20 protein-coding genes and 1 rRNA gene are annotated in these 18,841 nt (G+C 40.3%); 13 read left to right on the top strand and 8 right to left on the bottom strand.

What is annotated here, in order from left to right; all coding sequences use genetic code 11:
- Window positions 1-273: 273 nt before the first annotated feature.
- The 4 genes from rrf (at window position 274) to Q0192_RS08845 (ending at window position 3,385) form a co-directional block, all read left to right on the top strand.
- Window positions 274-385 (top strand): 5S ribosomal RNA (gene rrf / locus Q0192_RS08860).
- Window positions 386-685: 300 nt separating this feature from the next.
- On the top strand, window positions 686-1,657 hold the full coding sequence (arsM, locus tag Q0192_RS08855; protein ID WP_299289119.1) for an arsenosugar biosynthesis arsenite methyltransferase ArsM: 972 nt from the start codon (window positions 686-688) through the stop codon (window positions 1,655-1,657).
- Window positions 1,658-1,673: 16 nt separating this feature from the next.
- Window positions 1,674-2,666: an NAD-dependent epimerase/dehydratase family protein gene (locus tag Q0192_RS08850; RefSeq protein WP_299289117.1), complete on the top strand. Its 993-nt coding sequence runs from the start codon at window positions 1,674-1,676 to the stop codon at window positions 2,664-2,666.
- Between the two features lie 29 nt (window positions 2,667-2,695).
- Window positions 2,696-3,385, top strand: a complete 690-nt coding sequence (locus Q0192_RS08845) for a TIGR04283 family arsenosugar biosynthesis glycosyltransferase (protein ID WP_299289115.1) — start codon at window positions 2,696-2,698, stop codon at window positions 3,383-3,385.
- Here the strand turns inward: Q0192_RS08845 and Q0192_RS08840 are convergent.
- The 4 genes from Q0192_RS08840 to Q0192_RS08825 form a co-directional block, all read right to left on the bottom strand.
- Window positions 3,382-3,993 (bottom strand): TIGR04282 family arsenosugar biosynthesis glycosyltransferase, encoded by a 612-nt coding sequence (locus Q0192_RS08840; RefSeq protein WP_299289114.1) that lies wholly within the window; start codon window positions 3,991-3,993, stop codon window positions 3,382-3,384. The two genes, Q0192_RS08845 and Q0192_RS08840, sit on opposite strands and share 4 nt — an antisense overlap.
- 5 nt (window positions 3,994-3,998) lie before the next feature.
- Window positions 3,999-5,045 carry an arsenosugar biosynthesis radical SAM (seleno)protein ArsS gene (gene arsS, locus Q0192_RS08835; protein ID WP_299289112.1) on the bottom strand — a complete coding sequence of 349 codons (1,047 nt, stop codon included), beginning with the start codon at window positions 5,043-5,045 and terminating at the stop codon, window positions 3,999-4,001.
- 70 nt (window positions 5,046-5,115) lie between these two features.
- Window positions 5,116-5,451, bottom strand: coding sequence for an arsenosugar biosynthesis-associated peroxidase-like protein (locus tag Q0192_RS08830; protein ID WP_299289110.1), 336 nt, complete (start codon window positions 5,449-5,451; stop codon window positions 5,116-5,118).
- Window positions 5,444-6,235: a DUF547 domain-containing protein gene (locus Q0192_RS08825; protein ID WP_299289108.1), complete on the bottom strand. Its 792-nt coding sequence runs from the start codon at window positions 6,233-6,235 to the stop codon at window positions 5,444-5,446. Before Q0192_RS08825 ends, Q0192_RS08830 begins: the two co-directional genes overlap by 8 nt.
- 409 nt (window positions 6,236-6,644) lie before the next feature.
- Between Q0192_RS08825 and Q0192_RS08820 the strand changes: the two genes are divergently transcribed.
- A complete protein-coding gene (locus tag Q0192_RS08820) occupies window positions 6,645-8,714 on the top strand; it encodes a hypothetical protein (RefSeq protein ID WP_299289106.1) in 2,070 nt (689 codons plus the stop codon).
- A gap of 447 nt (window positions 8,715-9,161) precedes the next feature.
- On the opposite strand, the gene Q0192_RS08815 is transcribed toward Q0192_RS08820, so the two are convergent.
- The 4 genes from Q0192_RS08815 to Q0192_RS08800 all read right to left on the bottom strand — a co-directional run bounded on the left by Q0192_RS08815 (window position 9,162) and on the right by Q0192_RS08800 (window position 11,654).
- Window positions 9,162-9,386 carry a hypothetical protein gene (locus Q0192_RS08815; RefSeq protein ID WP_299289104.1) on the bottom strand — a complete coding sequence of 75 codons (225 nt, stop codon included), beginning with the start codon at window positions 9,384-9,386 and terminating at the stop codon, window positions 9,162-9,164.
- 6 nt (window positions 9,387-9,392) lie between these two features.
- Window positions 9,393-9,719: a carboxymuconolactone decarboxylase family protein gene (locus Q0192_RS08810; RefSeq protein ID WP_299289081.1), complete on the bottom strand. Its 327-nt coding sequence runs from the start codon at window positions 9,717-9,719 to the stop codon at window positions 9,393-9,395.
- Between the two features lie 109 nt (window positions 9,720-9,828).
- Window positions 9,829-11,091: a beta-propeller fold lactonase family protein gene (locus Q0192_RS08805; protein WP_299289078.1), complete on the bottom strand. Its 1,263-nt coding sequence runs from the start codon at window positions 11,089-11,091 to the stop codon at window positions 9,829-9,831.
- Between the two features lie 257 nt (window positions 11,092-11,348).
- Window positions 11,349-11,654 (bottom strand): hypothetical protein, encoded by a 306-nt coding sequence (locus tag Q0192_RS08800; protein ID WP_299289073.1) that lies wholly within the window; start codon window positions 11,652-11,654, stop codon window positions 11,349-11,351.
- A 253-nt stretch (window positions 11,655-11,907) separates the two neighbouring features.
- Here Q0192_RS08800 and Q0192_RS08795 point away from each other — a divergent pair, with 253 nt between their 5' ends.
- From Q0192_RS08795 to Q0192_RS08765, 8 genes are all read left to right on the top strand, one after another.
- Window positions 11,908-12,912: a glycoside hydrolase family 43 protein gene (locus Q0192_RS08795; protein ID WP_299289070.1), complete on the top strand. Its 1,005-nt coding sequence runs from the start codon at window positions 11,908-11,910 to the stop codon at window positions 12,910-12,912.
- A 323-nt stretch (window positions 12,913-13,235) separates the two neighbouring features.
- A complete protein-coding gene (locus Q0192_RS08790; protein ID WP_299289067.1) occupies window positions 13,236-14,108 on the top strand; it encodes an SDR family oxidoreductase in 873 nt (290 codons plus the stop codon).
- 67 nt (window positions 14,109-14,175) lie between these two features.
- Entirely contained in the window at window positions 14,176-15,453 is a 1,278-nt protein-coding gene (locus tag Q0192_RS08785; protein WP_299289064.1) for a lipase family protein, read from the top strand.
- A 106-nt stretch (window positions 15,454-15,559) separates the two neighbouring features.
- Window positions 15,560-16,435 carry a sugar phosphate isomerase/epimerase gene (locus Q0192_RS08780; protein WP_299289061.1) on the top strand — a complete coding sequence of 292 codons (876 nt, stop codon included), beginning with the start codon at window positions 15,560-15,562 and terminating at the stop codon, window positions 16,433-16,435.
- 69 nt (window positions 16,436-16,504) lie between these two features.
- Entirely contained in the window at window positions 16,505-16,720 is a 216-nt protein-coding gene (locus Q0192_RS18765) for a hypothetical protein (RefSeq protein ID WP_366518157.1), read from the top strand.
- Window positions 16,668-16,844, top strand: a complete 177-nt coding sequence (locus Q0192_RS08775) for a hypothetical protein (RefSeq protein ID WP_299289058.1) — start codon at window positions 16,668-16,670, stop codon at window positions 16,842-16,844. The genes Q0192_RS18765 and Q0192_RS08775 overlap by 53 nt, the downstream gene beginning before the upstream one ends.
- 293 nt (window positions 16,845-17,137) lie before the next feature.
- Window positions 17,138-17,773, top strand: a complete 636-nt coding sequence (locus Q0192_RS08770; protein ID WP_366518156.1) for a Crp/Fnr family transcriptional regulator — start codon at window positions 17,138-17,140, stop codon at window positions 17,771-17,773.
- A gap of 236 nt (window positions 17,774-18,009) precedes the next feature.
- A partial coding sequence (locus tag Q0192_RS08765) for a beta-L-arabinofuranosidase domain-containing protein (protein ID WP_299289052.1) occupies window positions 18,010-18,841 on the top strand: 832 nt, incomplete at its 3' end.

Here is an 18,841-nt window from a genome sequence, read left to right as displayed (position 1 = left end):
TGACATCATAGCCAAGCAGTACTAATAACCCGAAGCTTTCTCATAGCAGGTAATTATAATGGTTATAGCAAATGGTTCATTGTTCATAGCAATGTGGCAAAAATCATAACTATCATCCATCAACATTAACATACTGTTGTTTTCTCTACACAATATCTTCTTTCAATTATATGTCATTGTTAAAGTCCGAAAGACTGAAAGCAAATAAAGACCGAAAGACAAACACCTTTCGCCTTTAAGCCTTTTACCTTTCTGCCTTAACCTTAAAAATATTCAGGTGCCTATATCGGCGGTGTCCACCTCTTCCCATTCCGAACAGAGAAGTTAAGCCCGCCAGAGCCAATGGTACTGCCGTAACAGGCGGGAGAGTAGGTCGGCGCCAAAACTTAAAACTAAAACGCCCCTTTGCCTAAGCAAAGGGGCGTTTTAGTTTTATAAAAAAACGGGAAAGAAAGAAATTGCCTGTAATTTTAACCTGCTTTATGTCTCTTTTATTACTACCTTCCTTATTGACAAAAATCAAATTTGCATTTACTCACCACTTATCCTTGCAAATTATATTAAATTGAAATTTGGTACGATAAAAAAAGCATGATATCCCAAACCCAAATTTTTAAATAATTCATATAAACATCTCTTTTACCGTAATAACTGTTGTATATTTCCATACAATAATCTTTAGCAAATGGATCATTATCTAGATACAACCATAAACGTTTATCGTGATGCTGCTTTAAAACCTAATGTTGGTTTGTGCTGCACAACTTCTCCGATGAATGCACTTCCTGGCCTGCAAGTTCCTGCTATTATGCAGGAGATGAATTATGGTTGTGGTTCAATTGTAAATGTGGGGGATTTGGTAAATAACCCTAAAATATTGTATGTAGGCATTGGTGGTGGAATGGAATTATTGCAGTTTTCTTATTTTAACAGAAATGCAGGAGGCGTAATTGGGGTTGATGTTGTTGATGAAATGTTAACCATTTGTGCAGCTAATTTATCAGAAGCCGAAGCATTAAATCCGTGGTTTAAAAAAGAATTTATAGAATTGCGCAAAGGTTCGGCATTGGCACTACCAATTGAAGACAACTCCATTGATGTGGCCGGGCAAAATTGTTTGTTCAACATATTTAAAGAAAACGACCTAAAAACAGCATTACAAGAAATTTACCGCGTACTAAAACCGGGCGGTCGTTTGGTGATGTCTGACCCGATTTGCAACCAGGAAATAAATAAGGAGCTGCGAAATGATGAACGTTTGCGCGCCCTGTGCCTTACCGGTTCGCTTCCACTGCAAAGCTACATTAAAGCCATCACTGATATTGGTTTCGGCACAATTGAGGTTCGGGCAAAACGGCCTTACCGTATTTTAGCACCAGGGAAATATGCCACTAATGAACTTATTTATATTGAAAGTGTTGAAGTTTGTGCAATAAAAGATGCAATGCCTGCCGATGGGCCTTGCGTTTTTACAGGTAAAGCCGCTATTTATTATGGCGAGGAGGAATATTTTGACGACCATAAAGGGCATATCCTCCTACCAAATCAACCTTTAGCAGTATGCGATAAAACTGCCGTAAACTTAGCTGCCTTAAACAGAACTGATATTTTTATTTCCGCTTCTACCTGGTTTTATGATGGCGGTGGCTGTTGCTAACTAATTTTGTTGAGTAATGGCGGTTTTTATTACCGGTGCAACTGGTTTTATCGGACAAAAACTTGCGTTAAAATTAGCCGAAAACGGGCATACTGTTCATGCTTTGGTGCGTAACACTCAAAAAGCTTCTGTGCTGCTTCAACATAAAAATATCAGGTTATTTGCCGGAGATATTTTAGATAAAGCATCTATTCAAAGTGCGCTGTTAGGTTGCCATCAAATTTATCATTTAGCTGCTTTGGCTTCGGTTTGGCATCCAAATTCAAACATGTTTTACACGGTTAATGTAAAAGGTTTTCAAAATGTATTGGATTGTGCGTTGGTACAAGATATCAAAGATGTGTTGTTCACTTCAACCGCTGGCGTAGTTGGCCATTCTTTGGATTTGCAACCTGTTTCTGAAACAACAAACCAAAATCCACACTTAGAAACTTTGTACGAAAAGAGCAAAGTTGAGGCTGAACTTTTGTTGAAACAGTATAACCAAAAAGGTATCCGCGGTATTATTGTTAATCCAAGTCGGGTTTATGGGCCAGGTTTATTAACCGAAAGTAACGGCATTACGCGGTTGCTAAAAATGTACATCAACAATAAATGGAAAGTAAAACCCGGCAACGGCAAAAGCATCGGCAATTATGTTTACATTGATGATGTTGTTGAAGGCATGATTTTGGCGATGGAAAAAGCCAAACCTGGCGAACGTTATTTGCTTGGAGGAATCAACATTAATTATCAGGATTTTTTTAATTTGGTTGATGAGATAACAAGTACAAAGCGAAAATTGTATAACTTACCGTTGCCGGTCATGCTTTTTATTTCGCACATACTTCTTTTACTGGCAAAAAGTTTTGGCATCAAACCATTGATTACGCCGGCTTTTGTACGAAAATATAACAAGCATTGGACAGTCAATCCGACAAAAGCAGAAAAAGAATTGGGATATAAAATTACACCGATAAAAGAAGGCATTACAAAAACATTGGCCTGGCTAAATGCACAAGTTAATTGATTTTTTCAGATTAAAAGTTTAATCAGCAAATGGTTAGCATCATCATTCCAACTTTTAACGAAGCCGAAAATATTGGAAAGTTAATTCAGCATCTGTTTCAAAATCAACACAAAACAACAATTGAAATTATTGTTTCGGATGGCGGAAGTACGGACAAAACTTTATTAATTGCAAAAGCTGCCGGTGCAAAAACAATCCTTTCTCCGCAAAAAGGGCGCGCGGCGCAAATGAATTTTGCCACCTCACAAGCCAAAGGAAGTGTGTTGTATTTTGTTCATGCCGATACCAAACCTCCTGTTACTTATTTTGAGGACATAAAAGAAGCATTGCAGCAAGGTTACAATTTGGGCAGATATTTATCCAAGTACGATAGCAAAAGTTGGTTGTTGAAATTGAATGCTGCGTTGAGCCGCTTAGATGTTTTTGCCGGAATGGGCGGCGACCAAACTTTGTTCATCACCAAAAGTTTGTACCAACAATGCGGCGGATTTGATACCAATATGAGAATTATGGAGGAGTTTGAATTTTGTGCACGCGCCAGAAAAACCGGAAAATACAAGATCATCAAAAAAACGGTATTGATATCTGCCCGGAAATATGAAACCAATAGTTGGCTCAAAGTTCAAATTGCTAATTATACAATTATAAAAATGTATCGAAAAGGCGCTTCGCAACAAAGCATGGTTAATCAATACAAACAAATGCTCAAATCATATTAAATTTCGATTCCGTTTAGTTCCAAGTCTGCAACAACATCTACATCGTGCAATTGTGCTAATGTTGTAAAAGATAATTTTAAAAGTTCCAAGTCTTGTATTGTTTTCTTAAATACCTGAGCTGTGCTCCAAACTTTGTTGTAAAAAAGTTCGGGTACCAAATGGTTCATTCCCAATAAATAATAACCGCCGTCAAAAGTTGGGCCGATTACAACTTCACAACTATCCAGCCATTCAAATGCTTCTTTTACCACTATATTTTTAAGCTGATAACAATCGCTTCCAATAATGATGATGTTTTTAAAACCTTGTTCAAACAATTCTTTAAAAGCATTTAGCATCCTTTCGCCCAAATCATTTCCGGTTTGCTGCCTTTTAGTATAACCCGGCGCGTTCCACAAGTCGTATTCTTCCACTTGGTCACTGTAATAAACAAACTTTCTACAATTTAATTCCGCCGTGATATTTTTGGTATGATCTAATAAAAGCCGATAAACTTTTAATACTTTTTCATCGCCAATTGCACTTGCAAGTCTGGTTTTTACTTTGCCCAACTTTGGGTGCCGAACAAAAATAATCAATGCTGTATTTAACGGAGTTGTTGCATCCATAGCAATTAACTGGCTACCTCTCCGCCACAACTTGAACCCGCTCCAGCCGTGCATCCGTAGCAATGTTGCTTTAAAACAATGTTCCGATTGTTGAGTAAAGAAAGGTCAAAGTTTGATAAATGTTGTGAAGTTTGAGGCGCAACTTTCAGATCCAGCATTTGGTTGAAATCACAATCGTACAAAAAACCGTCCCAACTTACCGAAATTGTATTGCGGCACATTACATTTTTTATGGCACTTGGATTAAAAGCCGAAACCAACTTTTCCATGTATTTATCATAGTTGCCGGTTTGCAGCAAATAATCTAAGTAACGGCTGATGGGCATATTGGTGATGGCAAATAAGTTGTTAAAAACAATATTGAACTTTTTGGCCAGCTCCGTTTTGTATTCTTTTTCTAAAGCTTGTTGCGATGGCGGCAAAAAAGCACCGGCCGGGTTGTACACCAAGTTCAAAATTAAACCACTGCCATCGTGCCCGTAACCAACATTATTTAGCATTTGCAAAGCTTTGATGGAATCTTCAAAAACACCATCGCCGCGTTGCCGGTCGGTTCGGTCTTGTGTAAAACTTGGCAAAGAAGAAACAACTTCAATTTGATGTTTATGGAAGAATTCAGGCAAATCATAAAAACGTTTGTTGGCCAAAATGATGGTGAGGTTGCAACGGACAATGATGTGTTTGCCCAACTTTTTAATCTCTTCCACAAACCATCTAAAATCAGGATTTAACTCTGGCGCGCCACCGGTGAGGTCAACAATTTTGATGTTCGAGTTTGCCAAAATAGGCAAACACAATTGCATCGTTTCCCGCGTCATGATTTCTTTTCGGTCTGGCCCGGCATCAACATGGCAATGTTTGCAAACTTGGTTGCACATTTTGCCTACGTTAATTTGAAAAATATCAACGCCCGAAGCTTGCAGCGGAAATAGATTTAAACCCAAAAGTTTACCGATAAAAGAAGCATGCTGATGTTCTGACTGGTTTTCTAAAACAGCCAATTGATTGTTTGCATCCGCTAAATGGTGCTGTAAAACTTTGAGAGATTTCATAAACAAACTTTAAAAAGCCGGATGATTTTTAGGTGATAAAAGAAGCATTGCATTAATAGAAACTCCAAAATTACATGCTTATTTCTTTTACCTTGTTCATCATTTGCACGCCATGGACTAAAACTGCGCCGCCTTTTATCGCCGATGCAACGTGTACTGCTTCCATCATTTGTGCTTCGCTAAAGCCTTTTTCGTAAGCATCACTGCTGTAGGCATCAATACAATACGGGCATTGAACCGCGTGCGAAACCGCCAAAGCAATCAACGATTTTTCTTTTGCGGTTAAAGCGCCGTCTTTAAAAACTTCTCCGTAATACGAAAAAAATTTATCGGCCATTTCTTTTTGGTATTCGCCGATGCTGCCAAATTTGCCCAAATCTTCAGCATTGTAATAATGATTAGCCATTGTTTTCAGATTTATAATTGTTAAGATACAAACTCCAATCGTATTTTTTAAATTCGATTTTCGGGTTGCTGTTTTTAGGAATGATGTAGTTTTGTTTCAAAATATCCAATAGGTGTTTTTTCCCGCCAAAATCATGACGAAACCAACCCATCAAAGCAGGAACTTTCACGCTGTTTTTTGCCTGATTGTATTCGCATTCGCCTTTTAAATAAGTTTTAACCGCCACATTTAACTGTTTGTCAATTTTATTCGGATCGTAAAATGCAATGGGCGGACAACTTTTTGCACCACAATTTAAAGCGAAATGAATGCGGTAATCCAGTTTTTCGACCCTGAATTTTTTTTCAAAAGCCGAAGGAAAAACTTTCCCCAGATAGCCTTCGCTCCATTTTATTTTTGAATGGCGCAAAATACCGTGTTCTATCAAATCTAAACTAATCAACTCACCGGCAATATTAATTTGTTTGGAAGAGAAAAAACTGTTCCGGGTTTTGTATTGGTCGGGATTTTTTTTCAACAATACTTGCGTAAAAGCATTGTACAAGTTTAGCCAAAAAGCCAGTCGTTTTTGGTCGTTGTTTAATTGGTGGGAAAGTAAATTTTCGTTGGCTTTTTTTAAAGTATCTAAATAAGCCGAAGTACTGTCGCCGGATTTAGCTGCGTATAAAAAGTTTTGCGAAGTGCGGACAAAATCAGTTTTACCTGGAACATTGCCTTGTGCAAAAACACAAAAATTAGCCGATAAAAACAGTATCAGGAAAAAATAAAAAACAGGTTTTTGCATGAGATTTACCTACGGCAAAAAAGCCTGGAAAGTTTAACGTATTGCTGAGGAACTTGTGTTTTTTTAAAGATTATATAAATTACCAATGTTGTTTAATTCTGAAAGAACAAGGCTAAGCAGGCCCAAACTAAGCATTTATTGGTTTTTCTTGCACAAAAAAAGCTATCTAAAAGTAGCTTTTTAAAGCATCTGGTTTTTGTTAAAATAATTTTGTAATGCTTCTTTTACCGCACAAAAGTTTTAGAATGATTTTTATGTGGTAAAAGAAGCATTACAAATAAGTTTAACAAAATTTAAACAGGCTCTCATAATAAGCTAGCTTTATCTTAGATTTGGGATGACCTCTAATAGCAGTTTCTCAGTAAAATATTATAGTTTTGGTAGTTGTACCGTTTCAATTAAGTAATCAATGAAAAAAAAATTAGTTAATTCTTCTTTCCTAATCGTGATGATTATCGGCAATCTGCTCTTTTCTGAGTATGTTGTAAAAGGACAGGCTGTTAAAATTGTATTACAATCCACTCCCTGGCATTTTTCGGGAGGGTCTGCACTAAGTGCTCTTTCAACCCAAAAAACGAATGGAACTTTTACAGTGCCGTTTGATAGCAGCAGTTTTACCATCAAAATGCGGGTTAATTTAAAAGTAGAAAACTCCAAAATAAATCTTCTTACTATTCCAGGTGTACTAAATCTGACTACTTTTCAACAGGACCCGAAGGATCGAAAAAAACAAAACTATCCTGCTTATCCAATGCCTGATGGTTCTGTTCCCGTATTGGAAGCGGCTCTAACGCTTTATCCGCCTTTTGAACCTAAAGGCCCCCGTGATATGCCCATAGGCATCCCTTTAGCCATGTTGAAAAAGCCTCAGGGAGAACATGATGTTGTACTTCATTTTTCTGGGGTTAGATGGACTTTGTATGTAGACAACGAGCTTTTGGACAACGACTTTGCTATAGGCTACCCAAAATGGGGAAAACAAAGTTCTTGGGAAATAAACCCTTCCCTTGTTTCTAAAGCTGAAATCTTTTTTCCGGGACTTGAACCACAAAAAGTGGCATTAAAGAAGCCTCGAACTTCAAATGAGATTGAGTATTGGACACCTCAGGGGCATAACACTTGGGTTGGCGACGTTGCTACTTTTTATTATCAAGGACGTTATCATGTATTTTATTTGTTTGATCGCCGAGGACATAACAGCAAGTTTGGAAAAGGAGGACATTACTTTGAGCACTTATCAACAACTGATTTTAAAACCTGGACAGAACACGAAGCTGCTACACCAATAGAGGCACAATGGGAAACAATCGGAACTGGTGTACCTTTTGTCTTTGATAATAAATTTTGTCTTAGCTACGGCCTGCACACCACTAGGATTTATCCTAGGGAACAAACCATGTTGCCCTTACAATGGGATTACTATAATAAACACGGCTTTACAGGCTCCTTCCGTTACGATACGATCCCTGGCTATCCGGCCGGATCTACTTATTCCATTAGTGAAGATGGTATCAGTAAATTCAATAAAACAAAAATCTTATTTCATCCATGTGAAAACCCAAGTGTTTATATTGACCCTGAAGGACGCTTACGCATGTTAGCAAATTATGGAGCGAAAGGAACCTGGGAATCGAAATCCATCAATGGAGGCTGGCGTTCTATCAATCCGAACTTTCCTCCGGGAGGTGACTGCACATTCTTCTTCCGCTGGGGAAATTATGATTACATTATTGGTGGTTTTACCGGTTTCTGGACAAAACCAGCCAGCGCACCCGAAGATAAATTTGAAAATGGCGTTAAAGCAGGCTTAGACTTTTACAACGGAATGAACGTGCCAGCGGTGACAAAAATAAAAGACGGCCGCTATTTAATGGCCGGCTGGATTCCAATAGCGGGCTGGGGCGGATCACTTGTTATCCACGAAATGGTTCAATCTCCTGATGGTAGAATCGGAACAAAATGGATGAAGGAAATAATCCCTGCGACCGAAAAAGAAAAAACATTGGCGAAAGAAATTAAAAAGACTACCTCTTTTGACACAGGATCTTCCTCTTTTTTATTAACATTTGATGTAGAACCGGGTACAGATTTGTCCGGAAAACTTGGCTCGCTTTTTCTGGGTTCAGACGGTGAAAACCATGCTTGCGAAGTTCAGGTTAGTCCAAAAGCCAAAAGAGCACAATATGGAAAAGGACAAATCAGCAATTTTTCGAGTGCTGAGAAATCATTACATGAGGGAGGTTCTCCAAGTGGTGCCCGTAATTACGCCCTCGAAAACCTGGCTGGTACAGATAAACCGTTTACCGTCCGTATAATGGTTAAATATGAAGATAAATTTGGCGGTTCACAATTCGACACTGAAATTGCAGGTCAACGTACGATGATTGCTTTCCGTCCGGATTTAAAAGTTCAAAAAATACTGTTCAGGTCGGATGCTACCGGAATAAAAAACATCAAAATAGCGACACTAAAAAATTAAAAGAATTCCATTCACATCGTCCAATGAATCGCTTTTTAATTGGTAACTTAATGGCTATTGATTTTAAAGGAATTCCTTCCTGCATCAACCTCTACAAATTCATGATATTGATTTAAGAGATGCGGTAAGTTTACAAGTTTTATAAATTATCTAAGTTCTTTAAACTTATTTTCGATGCTTCTTTTATCACATAAAATTCATTGTTTTTTGTGGTTTTTGTACCCTTATAATATTCGGCCACACCAAATTTATAGGCATAAAAGAAGCATTGTAAAATTTTATAATATAAATTTAAACAGGCTCTAAACAAACTTTATACAAAAAAGTAAAAGCCGGAAAATAAATTCAGGCTTTTACTTTCAAAATTTTTATTTGATCTTGTTTGTTTAACCAGTAGGATCTTGCTTTTGAATTATAGTTTATTTATACCAGTGCCGTCCCACTTGTTTAGTTATTACTGCTGATGGTATCTAATTCTAACGTTGGTGCCAAAGGAAAATCAACCGGAATTTTTATCAGGTTGTGCAAATAATTTGCGGCTGTTTTATCACTTATCTGCAAGATCAAATCTACCAGGTTTTCTTGTGTGTAACCTTGTGCAAAAAAATCATCTACCAATGCAGCATCTGCATTACCGCGTTCTTTTGTAATATTGGCAGCCAGTTGCAACAATTGATTTCATTTTTGGGTTTGAAGCCTAACAATAACGAAGGTCAGGAAATTGTTCACAACAAAACCATTCATTTTGCCAATTACGGTATGTGCGCTTTGGCAATACACACAACTATTAACCTGGCTCACGATAAGGTTTACTGCTTCTTTTTCTTTGTTGCTCAAACTTGTTTTAGCATTTTGATAAGCCAAGTATCTTTCTAAACCGCTATCAGAATAAGCGATGGCTGCATACAGGTTTGGAACAAAACCTACCGCTTTAGTCAGATTGTCAAAAATAGCTTGATTTGCCGGGCTTACATCTTCCCTTGCCGGAACTGTGAATTTTCTCATTTCTTTTTTATTAAAGTGCCGTTATTAACGATATAAATATGCCTCCGCTTAAAACCTTTAAAAATGGAGGAACTAAGCAATTGGATGGACGATTTTAATTTTTTGCTTTTTACCTGCTTACAACTGCTGTGCCTTTTGGCCTTATTGTATTGGCTACCGGCAGTTGAATGGGTTCAGTGTTTTCGGTTAACATGCCATTATCAGCTACAGTTAAAGCATGTAAATAATTAAAATTACCGATGCTGAAATCCGTATTCGTATGCTGGCTCACCACATACAGAATTTTTTCAGTTGAAGAAAAAGCCAATGAAAATGCCTGGCTTGTTTTAAATGCGGCATCGCCATAAGCAGGGCCTGAATTTTTGAGTTCTAAAGTCTGAACAGAAGCCGGGGACATGGGGTTTGAAGTATCGTAAACCTGCACAGCATTATCGGCAGAATTTAGTGTATATAGGTGGTCTCCAGCCTTGTTTGTGCGGATCCAGCATACTGCTTTTCCGGCTGCAACAGTTGATTGGAGCGTTAGCGCACCGGTAGCAGCATTTACATTGAACACGCCGATTTTTCCCTGTAAAGGTATTCCAACATATAAAGGGTTGCCAGAAGGGTGTTGCCATAAACCCAAAGCTGTGTTATCAGGAGCTGTAGCGCTGTTGGGTAAAACATAAGGCGAGCCTGCCACGGGAGTTAACACACCTGTACCGGCGATAGTAAATGAACGTAACGTGCCTACAGGCGGATTAAGCATAATGCCAAGAAAATCACTGCCAAAGAGGAATTTTTTATCTCGGGAAACCAGGGCCTGTGATGGAGACGTGCCGGGAGTAGTTTCAAATTTTCCACCCGCTACAGGTGTTAAAGTTCCAGAGCCATCTATTGTAAAAGTTGTATAATTAGGTGCCAACGGTGTTGCTTGCATCGGATCATTGCTCTTGTTTACAACAAACACATTGTTGCCTGATACGTCAATGCTTACCGGCGTTTGCCCGCCGGATGGAAAGGGTGAACCGGCAACAGGCTGCAGCGCTCCATTAGATTTTATTGAAAATACTGCAATTGTATTGCTTCCTGAGTTTACTGCTAAAAGGAATTGGCCATCTGATGACACCCTTAATTCATAATCCGAGTCAAGCGGCCCTAATACTTGCCCGAGGTTACTAACACCAGCGCCATTGGTGAGAAACGGGCTGCCCGCCAATTGTTCAAGTTTGCCATTTCCATTATCATGGTATGCAAGCACTGCATTTTGGTTATTCTGATAATTATTGGTTTCAACATAAACAATGTCATTTTTTTCGGTTGGAATCGTATTGGTTTTTTTGCAGCTTACTATAGAAAGCACAGTAATTGCTAAATAAAAAATTCGTTTCATGGTTGTTTTTTTAGTTTTTTTAAGAAAGAGGAGTGGTAAAATTTATTAAGCTGTAACAAAAGCACTGTTTTATGTTAATGATATATATTGAAGTTGCTGGTTACCGATTACATTATGTATTAATGCAGGTAATAATTATTGTGTGATAAAAGAAGTATGGCCATCAATCCTAAGTGCATATTAAAGGATTTGATATAAATTTAAACAGGCTCTATTATTTAAACAACTCAACTATAACAAATAGGATAGACAATTATTTACATCTTTCCGGATGAATCTTTTGACATTTTATCATGAGACATTTTGCTCATTTTGCCTTTTTTGTGTTCCATTTTTGACATTTTTTTGTGTTCCATTTTCGACATTTTTGAATCCTGCGCCTGCGCGTTAACCGTTAAACAAATAACTGCAACAGCAGCAACAAGGCTTTTTAATACAACAGCTTTTAAATTTTTCATTTGATCGTTTTTTGGTTTTTTGATTAATTGTACTGGCTTAGTCGCAGCCCGGATATAAACCTTACAAATTATTTTAAATATTATTTGTCCGTCAATTTTAAACACGGTTTCAAACTATTAAGAGCCTGTTTAAATTTATATCATAAAGTTTTACAATGCTTCTTTTATGCCTATAAATTTGGTGTGCCCGAATATTTTAATATTACAAAAACCACAAAAAGACAATGATTTTTATGTGGTAAAAGAAGCATTGGAAATAGATTGGATAAAATTGAAACCGGCATCTGTCAATTAAATTTTGATCTTTACATTTATCCCAACCCAAATTATCCGATTGATTTTTAATACTTTTTTTAAGATGAACAAACTGAAGTATGTATTCTTTTTAACATTTATTTATGGGATATTTCAACAACAAGTTTTTGCAAATTCAAAATGTTTTTTTGCAGACAGATTGATTAAACCTCAAACCGAGACCATTTATCTGGCAGACCCAACCATCTTTTTGGATAAAGGGATTTATTATTTGTACGGAACAAGCAGCGAGCAGGGCTTTTTGGTTTATCAATCCCGAGACCTAAAAAAGTGGGTTGGCCCCGCAGGAAAAACCAATGGTTTTGCGTTGGCCAAAGGCGATGCTTACGGCAGCAAAGGTTTTTGGGCACCGCAAGTTTTCAAAATCGGCAACACTTATTACATGGCTTACACAGCGGATGAACACATTGCCATTGCACAAAGTGATAGTCCGCGCGGGCCTTTTAAACAAAAAGAAATTAAAGCTTTATCCGGAGTTGGAAAGCAGATTGACCCTTTTGTGTTTCGGGACAATGACGGCAAATTTTACTTGTACCATGTGCGCTTAACAGCAGGCAACCGCATTTTTGTGGCCCGGATGAAAGACGACCTTTCGGATATTTTGCCGGAAACAGTTAAAGAATGTATCACGGCCACGCAGGATTGGGAAAACACCGCCAAAACAAACTGGCCGGTTACGGAAGGGCCAACGGTCATCAAAAAAGGAAGTTTGTGTTATTTAATTTATTCAGCCAATGATTTTCGTAACCCGGATTATGCGGTTGGTTATGCCACTTCCAAATCGCCTTTTGGCCCCTGGGAAAAATCAAACAAAAACCCAATCATCAGCAAAACCCTTTTAAAAATTAACGGGACCGGGCATGGCGATTTGTTTACCGATAAAAAAGGAAATATGCACTACGTTTTTCATACGCATCATTCAAACACACAAGTTTCGCCGCGGGCAACGGCTTTGGTTAGCGTAAAGTTTGTTAAGGATAGTTCGAATGTTTTTCAATTGGTGGTTGATCCTGCCAGCTTTCGTTTTATGCAAGTTAAAAAGCAGTAAGTTTATGGAGGATAAATACAATGCTTCTTTTACCAGGTAAAAATTAGTGTTGCATCAATCTAAATAAACCAAAACCAAATGCTTGCCAATTTTTAGGTGGTAAAAGAAGCATCGAAAACTTGAGGAGCAAAACTCAAACAATGCCATAAACTTTGCGGTACATTTTATTTTGAGTGCTTTTGCATTCGCTAATTGCCCGGGCAATTCACTAAAGCCGGTGTGATATTTATCACATTGATTTTGCCTCAAATGTCATTGCTACGGAAGGCACTTATCGCCCAAATTTGTGCCGTCGGCTTAACTAACAGCACCGGCGCAAAAAAATGCAAAACTTATCAAAAATAATTTTAATTACAGGTACAAGTTCCGGCTTTGGTAAATTGTTGGCGATAGCACTTGCCAACGAAGGGCATAGTATTATCGCGGCCATGAGAAACGCGGGCACAAAAAACGCATTGGTAGCACAGGAACTTGGCGCGCTTACAAATGTGGAAGTCGTAGAAATGGATGTTACCAATACGGATTCGGTAAATACTGCCATAGAAAAAATATTAAAAAAATATGGACAGATTGATATTTTGATCAACAATGCAGGCATATCCGGCATGGGTCTTTTCGAAGCAACTTCTGTAGAAAGGATGAAAAATATTTTTGAAGTAAATGTTTGGGGCGCTGTCCGTGGGATACAGGCCGTTTTGCCATCCATGCGGAAACAGAAAAAAGGCCTGGTAATCAACATTTCAAGTACGTCGGGAATATTGTCTATTCCCTATGTATCTGCTTATTGCGGGTCAAAGTTCGCATTGGAAGGTATGATAGAAAGCCTACAGTACGAAGTCAAAAAATTTGGCATCGAAACTATAAATATATTGCCTGGCCCTTTCCCTACCGATGTTGGGTCTAAAACCGGGCAAGGAAGCGATTTGCCTAAAATAGTGGAAGCTTACGGCGAAGAAGAAGCTTACTTGTTGAACGAGTTTGGCCGGATTTACAACAAAAAAATGCTCGAAAATAAATCTGATAGCCAGGAAGTAGTAGATGCTGTAAAAAACCTCATTGAGATGGAAGACGGAACCAGGCCAGCGCAAACGGTGGTAAACCGTATGGCCGGAGGTTTAGAGCAGGAATATGTTGATGCTAAGATATCCGCGAAAAGAGACTACATGACGAGGATGGGTTATCCTGCTTATTTATAACCCTGACTTAACAAATTGCCACGGTTTAAACTACTAACCATTATTTTAACAATAAAAAAAAGAAACCATGTTAAGCATCACAAACAAAGCTGTCATTATTGCCCAAAGCGCGGCTAAAACCAGGAAAGTATCGGCTTACAATATTATTTCCATCAAGATAGCCTCAAGAATTTTCTCGATCCTGCTATGGGTCTGCCTAATACAGGTAAGTAGCCTGGCCCGGGCTGGGGTCCCTTCTTCAGGCGACCTTATTTCATCAAAGCCTTTCAAGTCTCCCATCATCAATGCCGATGGGCAGTTGCTGATACATTATATGCCCAGCATTGCGGGTGGGATGACTCGGGCATCAACACTACTTTTTGTGCCGAAAAAAACACCTTCGGCTGGTGGATGGCCGATAGTTGCCTGGGCGCACGGCACGGCAACGGGAGGGCAAAAACTTATCGCGCCAAGCTTATCGTCAATGCTTGATGGTGGGCTTACCAAGTCTGGGTTCATCAGCCACTATGTTTTTGTGATCCAGTCCCTTGTTGATGCTGGCTATGCCGTTGTTGCCCCCGACCTGGAGGGCTTGGGGGCAGTTGCGAGCGTGCCCGAACCCTACTTCAACATTGCCAGCTCGGCACAGTCGCTGATTTCCGGCGTAATTGCCGCCCGCCACGCCAATGCCCATCTCTCAACTCATTGGGCAGCGGTGGGCCACTCCGAAGGTGGGCATGGGGTTTTGGGTGTGGAAGCTTTTACGGCAGAGGTACCCAACCTGACCTTGGAATGTACAGTTGCTTACGCGCCGAACACCTCAATAGCCGCCACTGTTGCCGCTTTGGGTGATTCAATCTTGCATAGTAGGGCCCCAAAAGCCCTGAATTTCCTGGCATCACAGAACTTTAACGTGGGGCTTATGGCTACCGGACTACGGGCCCAATCGCCTACATTCGACTTTGGCTCGGTCATGGGAAACGACTTGCGGCAACTTATGCCCGTTTTTGTAACCAAAGGATCGGTTAAAATTATTGGCGACGTAACAAAGGCTATTGCTTCAAAAACGCCGGCCGTATTTTCGGGCTTTAAAGCGAACTGGAACACAACACCCGAAATGAGTGCCTTTCTAACAGCAAATGACCCCGCCGCGATGCCTGGCTTCAACCTCCGGGTTCCTGCCCTGATCGTCCAGGGCACGGCCGATGCCTTTGTGCTGGAGCCTTTGGACGCAGCGCTCACTTCAAAGTTGATTGCCGCAGGAGACCCTGTTACCTATCATACTTACCAGGGGAAAGACCATTTCACCATCATCCCCGCCGCTACGCCCGAAGTTCTTGCTTTCCTGGCCCGGTACCTGCGTTAAAGCGTTCGTTACAACAGTTTGATTTACAATATCACATGCACCAATTAACGTGTCGGCTGCCCCCGTAAGCAGCCGACACATTTTTCTGACACTTTATTCCTTCCGTATGACTCCTGTTTCATTTCCTGCCCCCACACTAATTTTGTGGGCTGCCACAGTTCGCGCACGTTCCTTAACAGACCGGCTAATTGTTGGCCAAACGAGCGGCTGCACGGAGCAGTCCGTATTTCCCGACCATATCACCAACTGGCTCGCCAAGGGGCAAACCCTGACGCAAATCAGGGAGCAGGCACGGGTAGGCGGTGTTCCCATTACTATTCTTGACCCACTGACGCGATGGCTGCCAAACTGGAGGCTACCTGCATACATGAATGCCGAAGAACGTGCGTTCCAGGAAACCGACCAGAATACCTTTTTCGAGTACGCGGCCGGGCTACAGGTAAAGAAAATGTCGGTTATTGACGGCATTGGTGCCCGAGTTGACCTGTCCGAGATAGTTTTAGCCTTTGAACGAATGTGTGATAAAGCACGGGAGCTTGGGATGCTTGTGCAAGTAGAGTTTATGCCCTTTGGCAGCATCCCAGACCTGGCCACGGCATGGGAAATTGTGCGCCGCGCCAACCGTGAAAACGGCGGGCTTGTGTTTGATACCTACCACTACTTCCGCGGCTACCCCGACCCGAATCTGCTGGCTCAGCTACCGGGCGAGAAGGTCTTTGCTGTGCAAGCTTCTGATGCAGGCACGGCAATTCAGGGCGGCTCGCTCTACGCCGACCAAATGCACTTTCGCCAGGAACCGGGCCAAGGCAACTTTCCGCTGATAGAGATCATCCGTACGCTACGGGCCATCGGCGGGCTGCGCAATGTTGGCGCAGAGTTGTTTTCGGATGAGGCGGACCGACTGACTCCTGCCGTGTTGGGTGCACAGGTGGGGGAGGCTTTGCGTCAGTTGCTGAATGCTGCAGAGGAAGAACCCGCTTGAAGCTGACCGCCAACTACCGCAACCTTGTGCCGATTATACTCCTTTTAACAATGTAAATAATAATAGCTAATGGCCTATACAAGTAATCGTCGGGTACTTCTTGCGTCGCGCCCTCAAGGTGCTCCAAGCCTGGCAAATTTCCGAGTGGAAGCAGCAGTGCCAGTGCCCGGCGAAGGGCAAGTCCTCCTGCGCAACCTTTACCTCTCGCTTGGCCCCTTACATGAGAGGCAGAATGAACGATGGCCCCCTCTTATGCGGAGCTACGGTAAGCAAATGGGTTTTTGAGGGCAAAGTAAAAGGGACCGAGGACTTTACCGATGGCCTGGAAAATACGGCCAAAGCTTTTATTGGCATGTTGGAAGGTAAAAACTTTGGCAAGTCTATTGTACGCATTGCCAAGGATTATTAGACGACAATGCTTTAACCAACAGGGTGAAAAGAGATCTTTAAGGATAATTTCAACAATTTAAACCTACGCGAAATGTATGCGGAACAGCATTAAAGCGTTTGCTTTAATTGAACTTGTTTAAACTTATTCTTTAATGCTTTATGCCATGCTTCTTTTACCGCATAAAAATTGGTATTGCCTGATTTTTGATTTGTTTGAGACCGATAAGGCACCAATTTTTATGCGGTAAAAGAAGCATCAACACAAAAAATACGGCCAAAAAAAGTTTTAATAATTTCATTAAAAAAAACCACATGCTTCAACTTATAACAAATCTAATTGTTATAAATTCTTATTCGTATTTAAGCAATATGTTCGAAGCTTTTATTGATTATCTAACAAGTAAAATTGATCTGACACATTCGGAAAAAGAGTTGTTGCATAGTTGTTACATTTCACGTAAGATCAAAAAGAAACAGTTTCTTCTTCACGAAGGGAATGTTTGGAGCTATAGTTGTTTTATTGTGAGCGGGTGTTTGAGATGCTATAGGATCAGCGATAATGGCAACGAACATATCATCCGATTTGGCGTAGAAAACTGGTGGATGTACGACAGTGAAAGCTTTAATACAGGCGAACCGTCAAAAAGTAACATAGACGCCCTGGAAGACAGCGAACTTGTTTTGTTTACAAAAGAAAACTACGAAAAACTTTTAATTGAAATCCCAAATTTCCGTAACCTGGTAGATACACTCCAGTCCCGGAGTTTTGATGCAAGTCAAAATAGGATCTACACGAATATTAGTTATACTGCAGAAGAAAAGTACCAACACTTCATCAAATTACACCCTGAATTTTATAAACGCGTACCTTTGCACATGATTGCCTCTTATCTTGGGGTTTCGCGTGAAACATTAAGCCGTGCCAGAACGCAATACGTTCAAAAATAAATTGTATTCCCATCAACTTGGTTTTGAAATATTGGGTAATAAAGCATTCAAAACCCCAAACTCACAATACCAAATTACAAATTGGGTTATCGGCTTGATAAACCCCATACTTCTTTTATCACCTAAAAATTGGTTTTGATTTTTAAATAGAATCAAAACCCTACATTCACTGTTTTTTATAGGATAAAAGAAGCATCGTCTTTTTAGCATTAATACAAACCGGACGTTATATATTCATGAAAAAAATGTATTACAAAAAGCGAAACCTGCTATTGTGCGTGCTGCTTTTGGCAGGCATCAAAACCATAGCACAAACAGGATATAAAATTGCCGACCAAGTAAACAGGCAGGCTTCTGCTTTTGCCTTGCAGGATGTACGGCTGTTGAAAAGCCCGTTCAAACATGCGATGGATAAAGATGCGGCCTGGCTGCTAAGCCTGGAGCCCGATCGTTTTTTAAACCGTTTCAGGATAAATGCCGGTTTAAAACCAAAGGGCGAAATTTATGCCGGTTGGGAAGCGCTTGGGGTTTCCGGGCATTCGCTTGGGCATTATCTTTCGGCTTGTTCCATGATGTATGCAGCTACCGGAAACAAGCAATTTAAACAAAAAACAGATTACATCGTGGCCCAATTGGCCGAGTGCCAGCAAGCCCGTAAAACCGGATATGTGGGCGGAATCCCGAATGAGGACAAGATTTTTGACCAGGTTGCTGCGGGAGATATCCATTCGCAGGGTTTTGATTTGAATGGCGGTTGGGTTCCGTGGTACACCGAACATAAAGTTTTGGCCGGTTTGGTGGATGCCTACACTTACACCAATAATTTGCAGGCAAAAGAAGTAGCGGTAAAGTTTTGTAACTGGATTGACGGAAAGTTTAAAAACCTGAATGAAACACAGTTTCAAAAAATGCTGGAATGCGAACATGGCGGCATGAACGAAGCGTTGGCTAATGTTTATGCCATTACCGGTAATAAAAAGTATCTGGCGCTTTCGTTCCGCTTTAACCACAAGCAGATATTAAGTCCACTGGCCAATAACCAGGATGATTTGGCCGGTGTCCATGCCA

The sequence above is a fragment of the uncultured Mucilaginibacter sp. genome (genome assembly GCF_937859865.1).
In the GTDB taxonomy this organism is placed as follows: Bacteria; Bacteroidota; Bacteroidia; order Sphingobacteriales; family Sphingobacteriaceae; genus Mucilaginibacter_A.
Note: the sequence above shows the minus strand (reverse complement) of the source record. Positions and strands in the feature narration are given on the sequence as shown.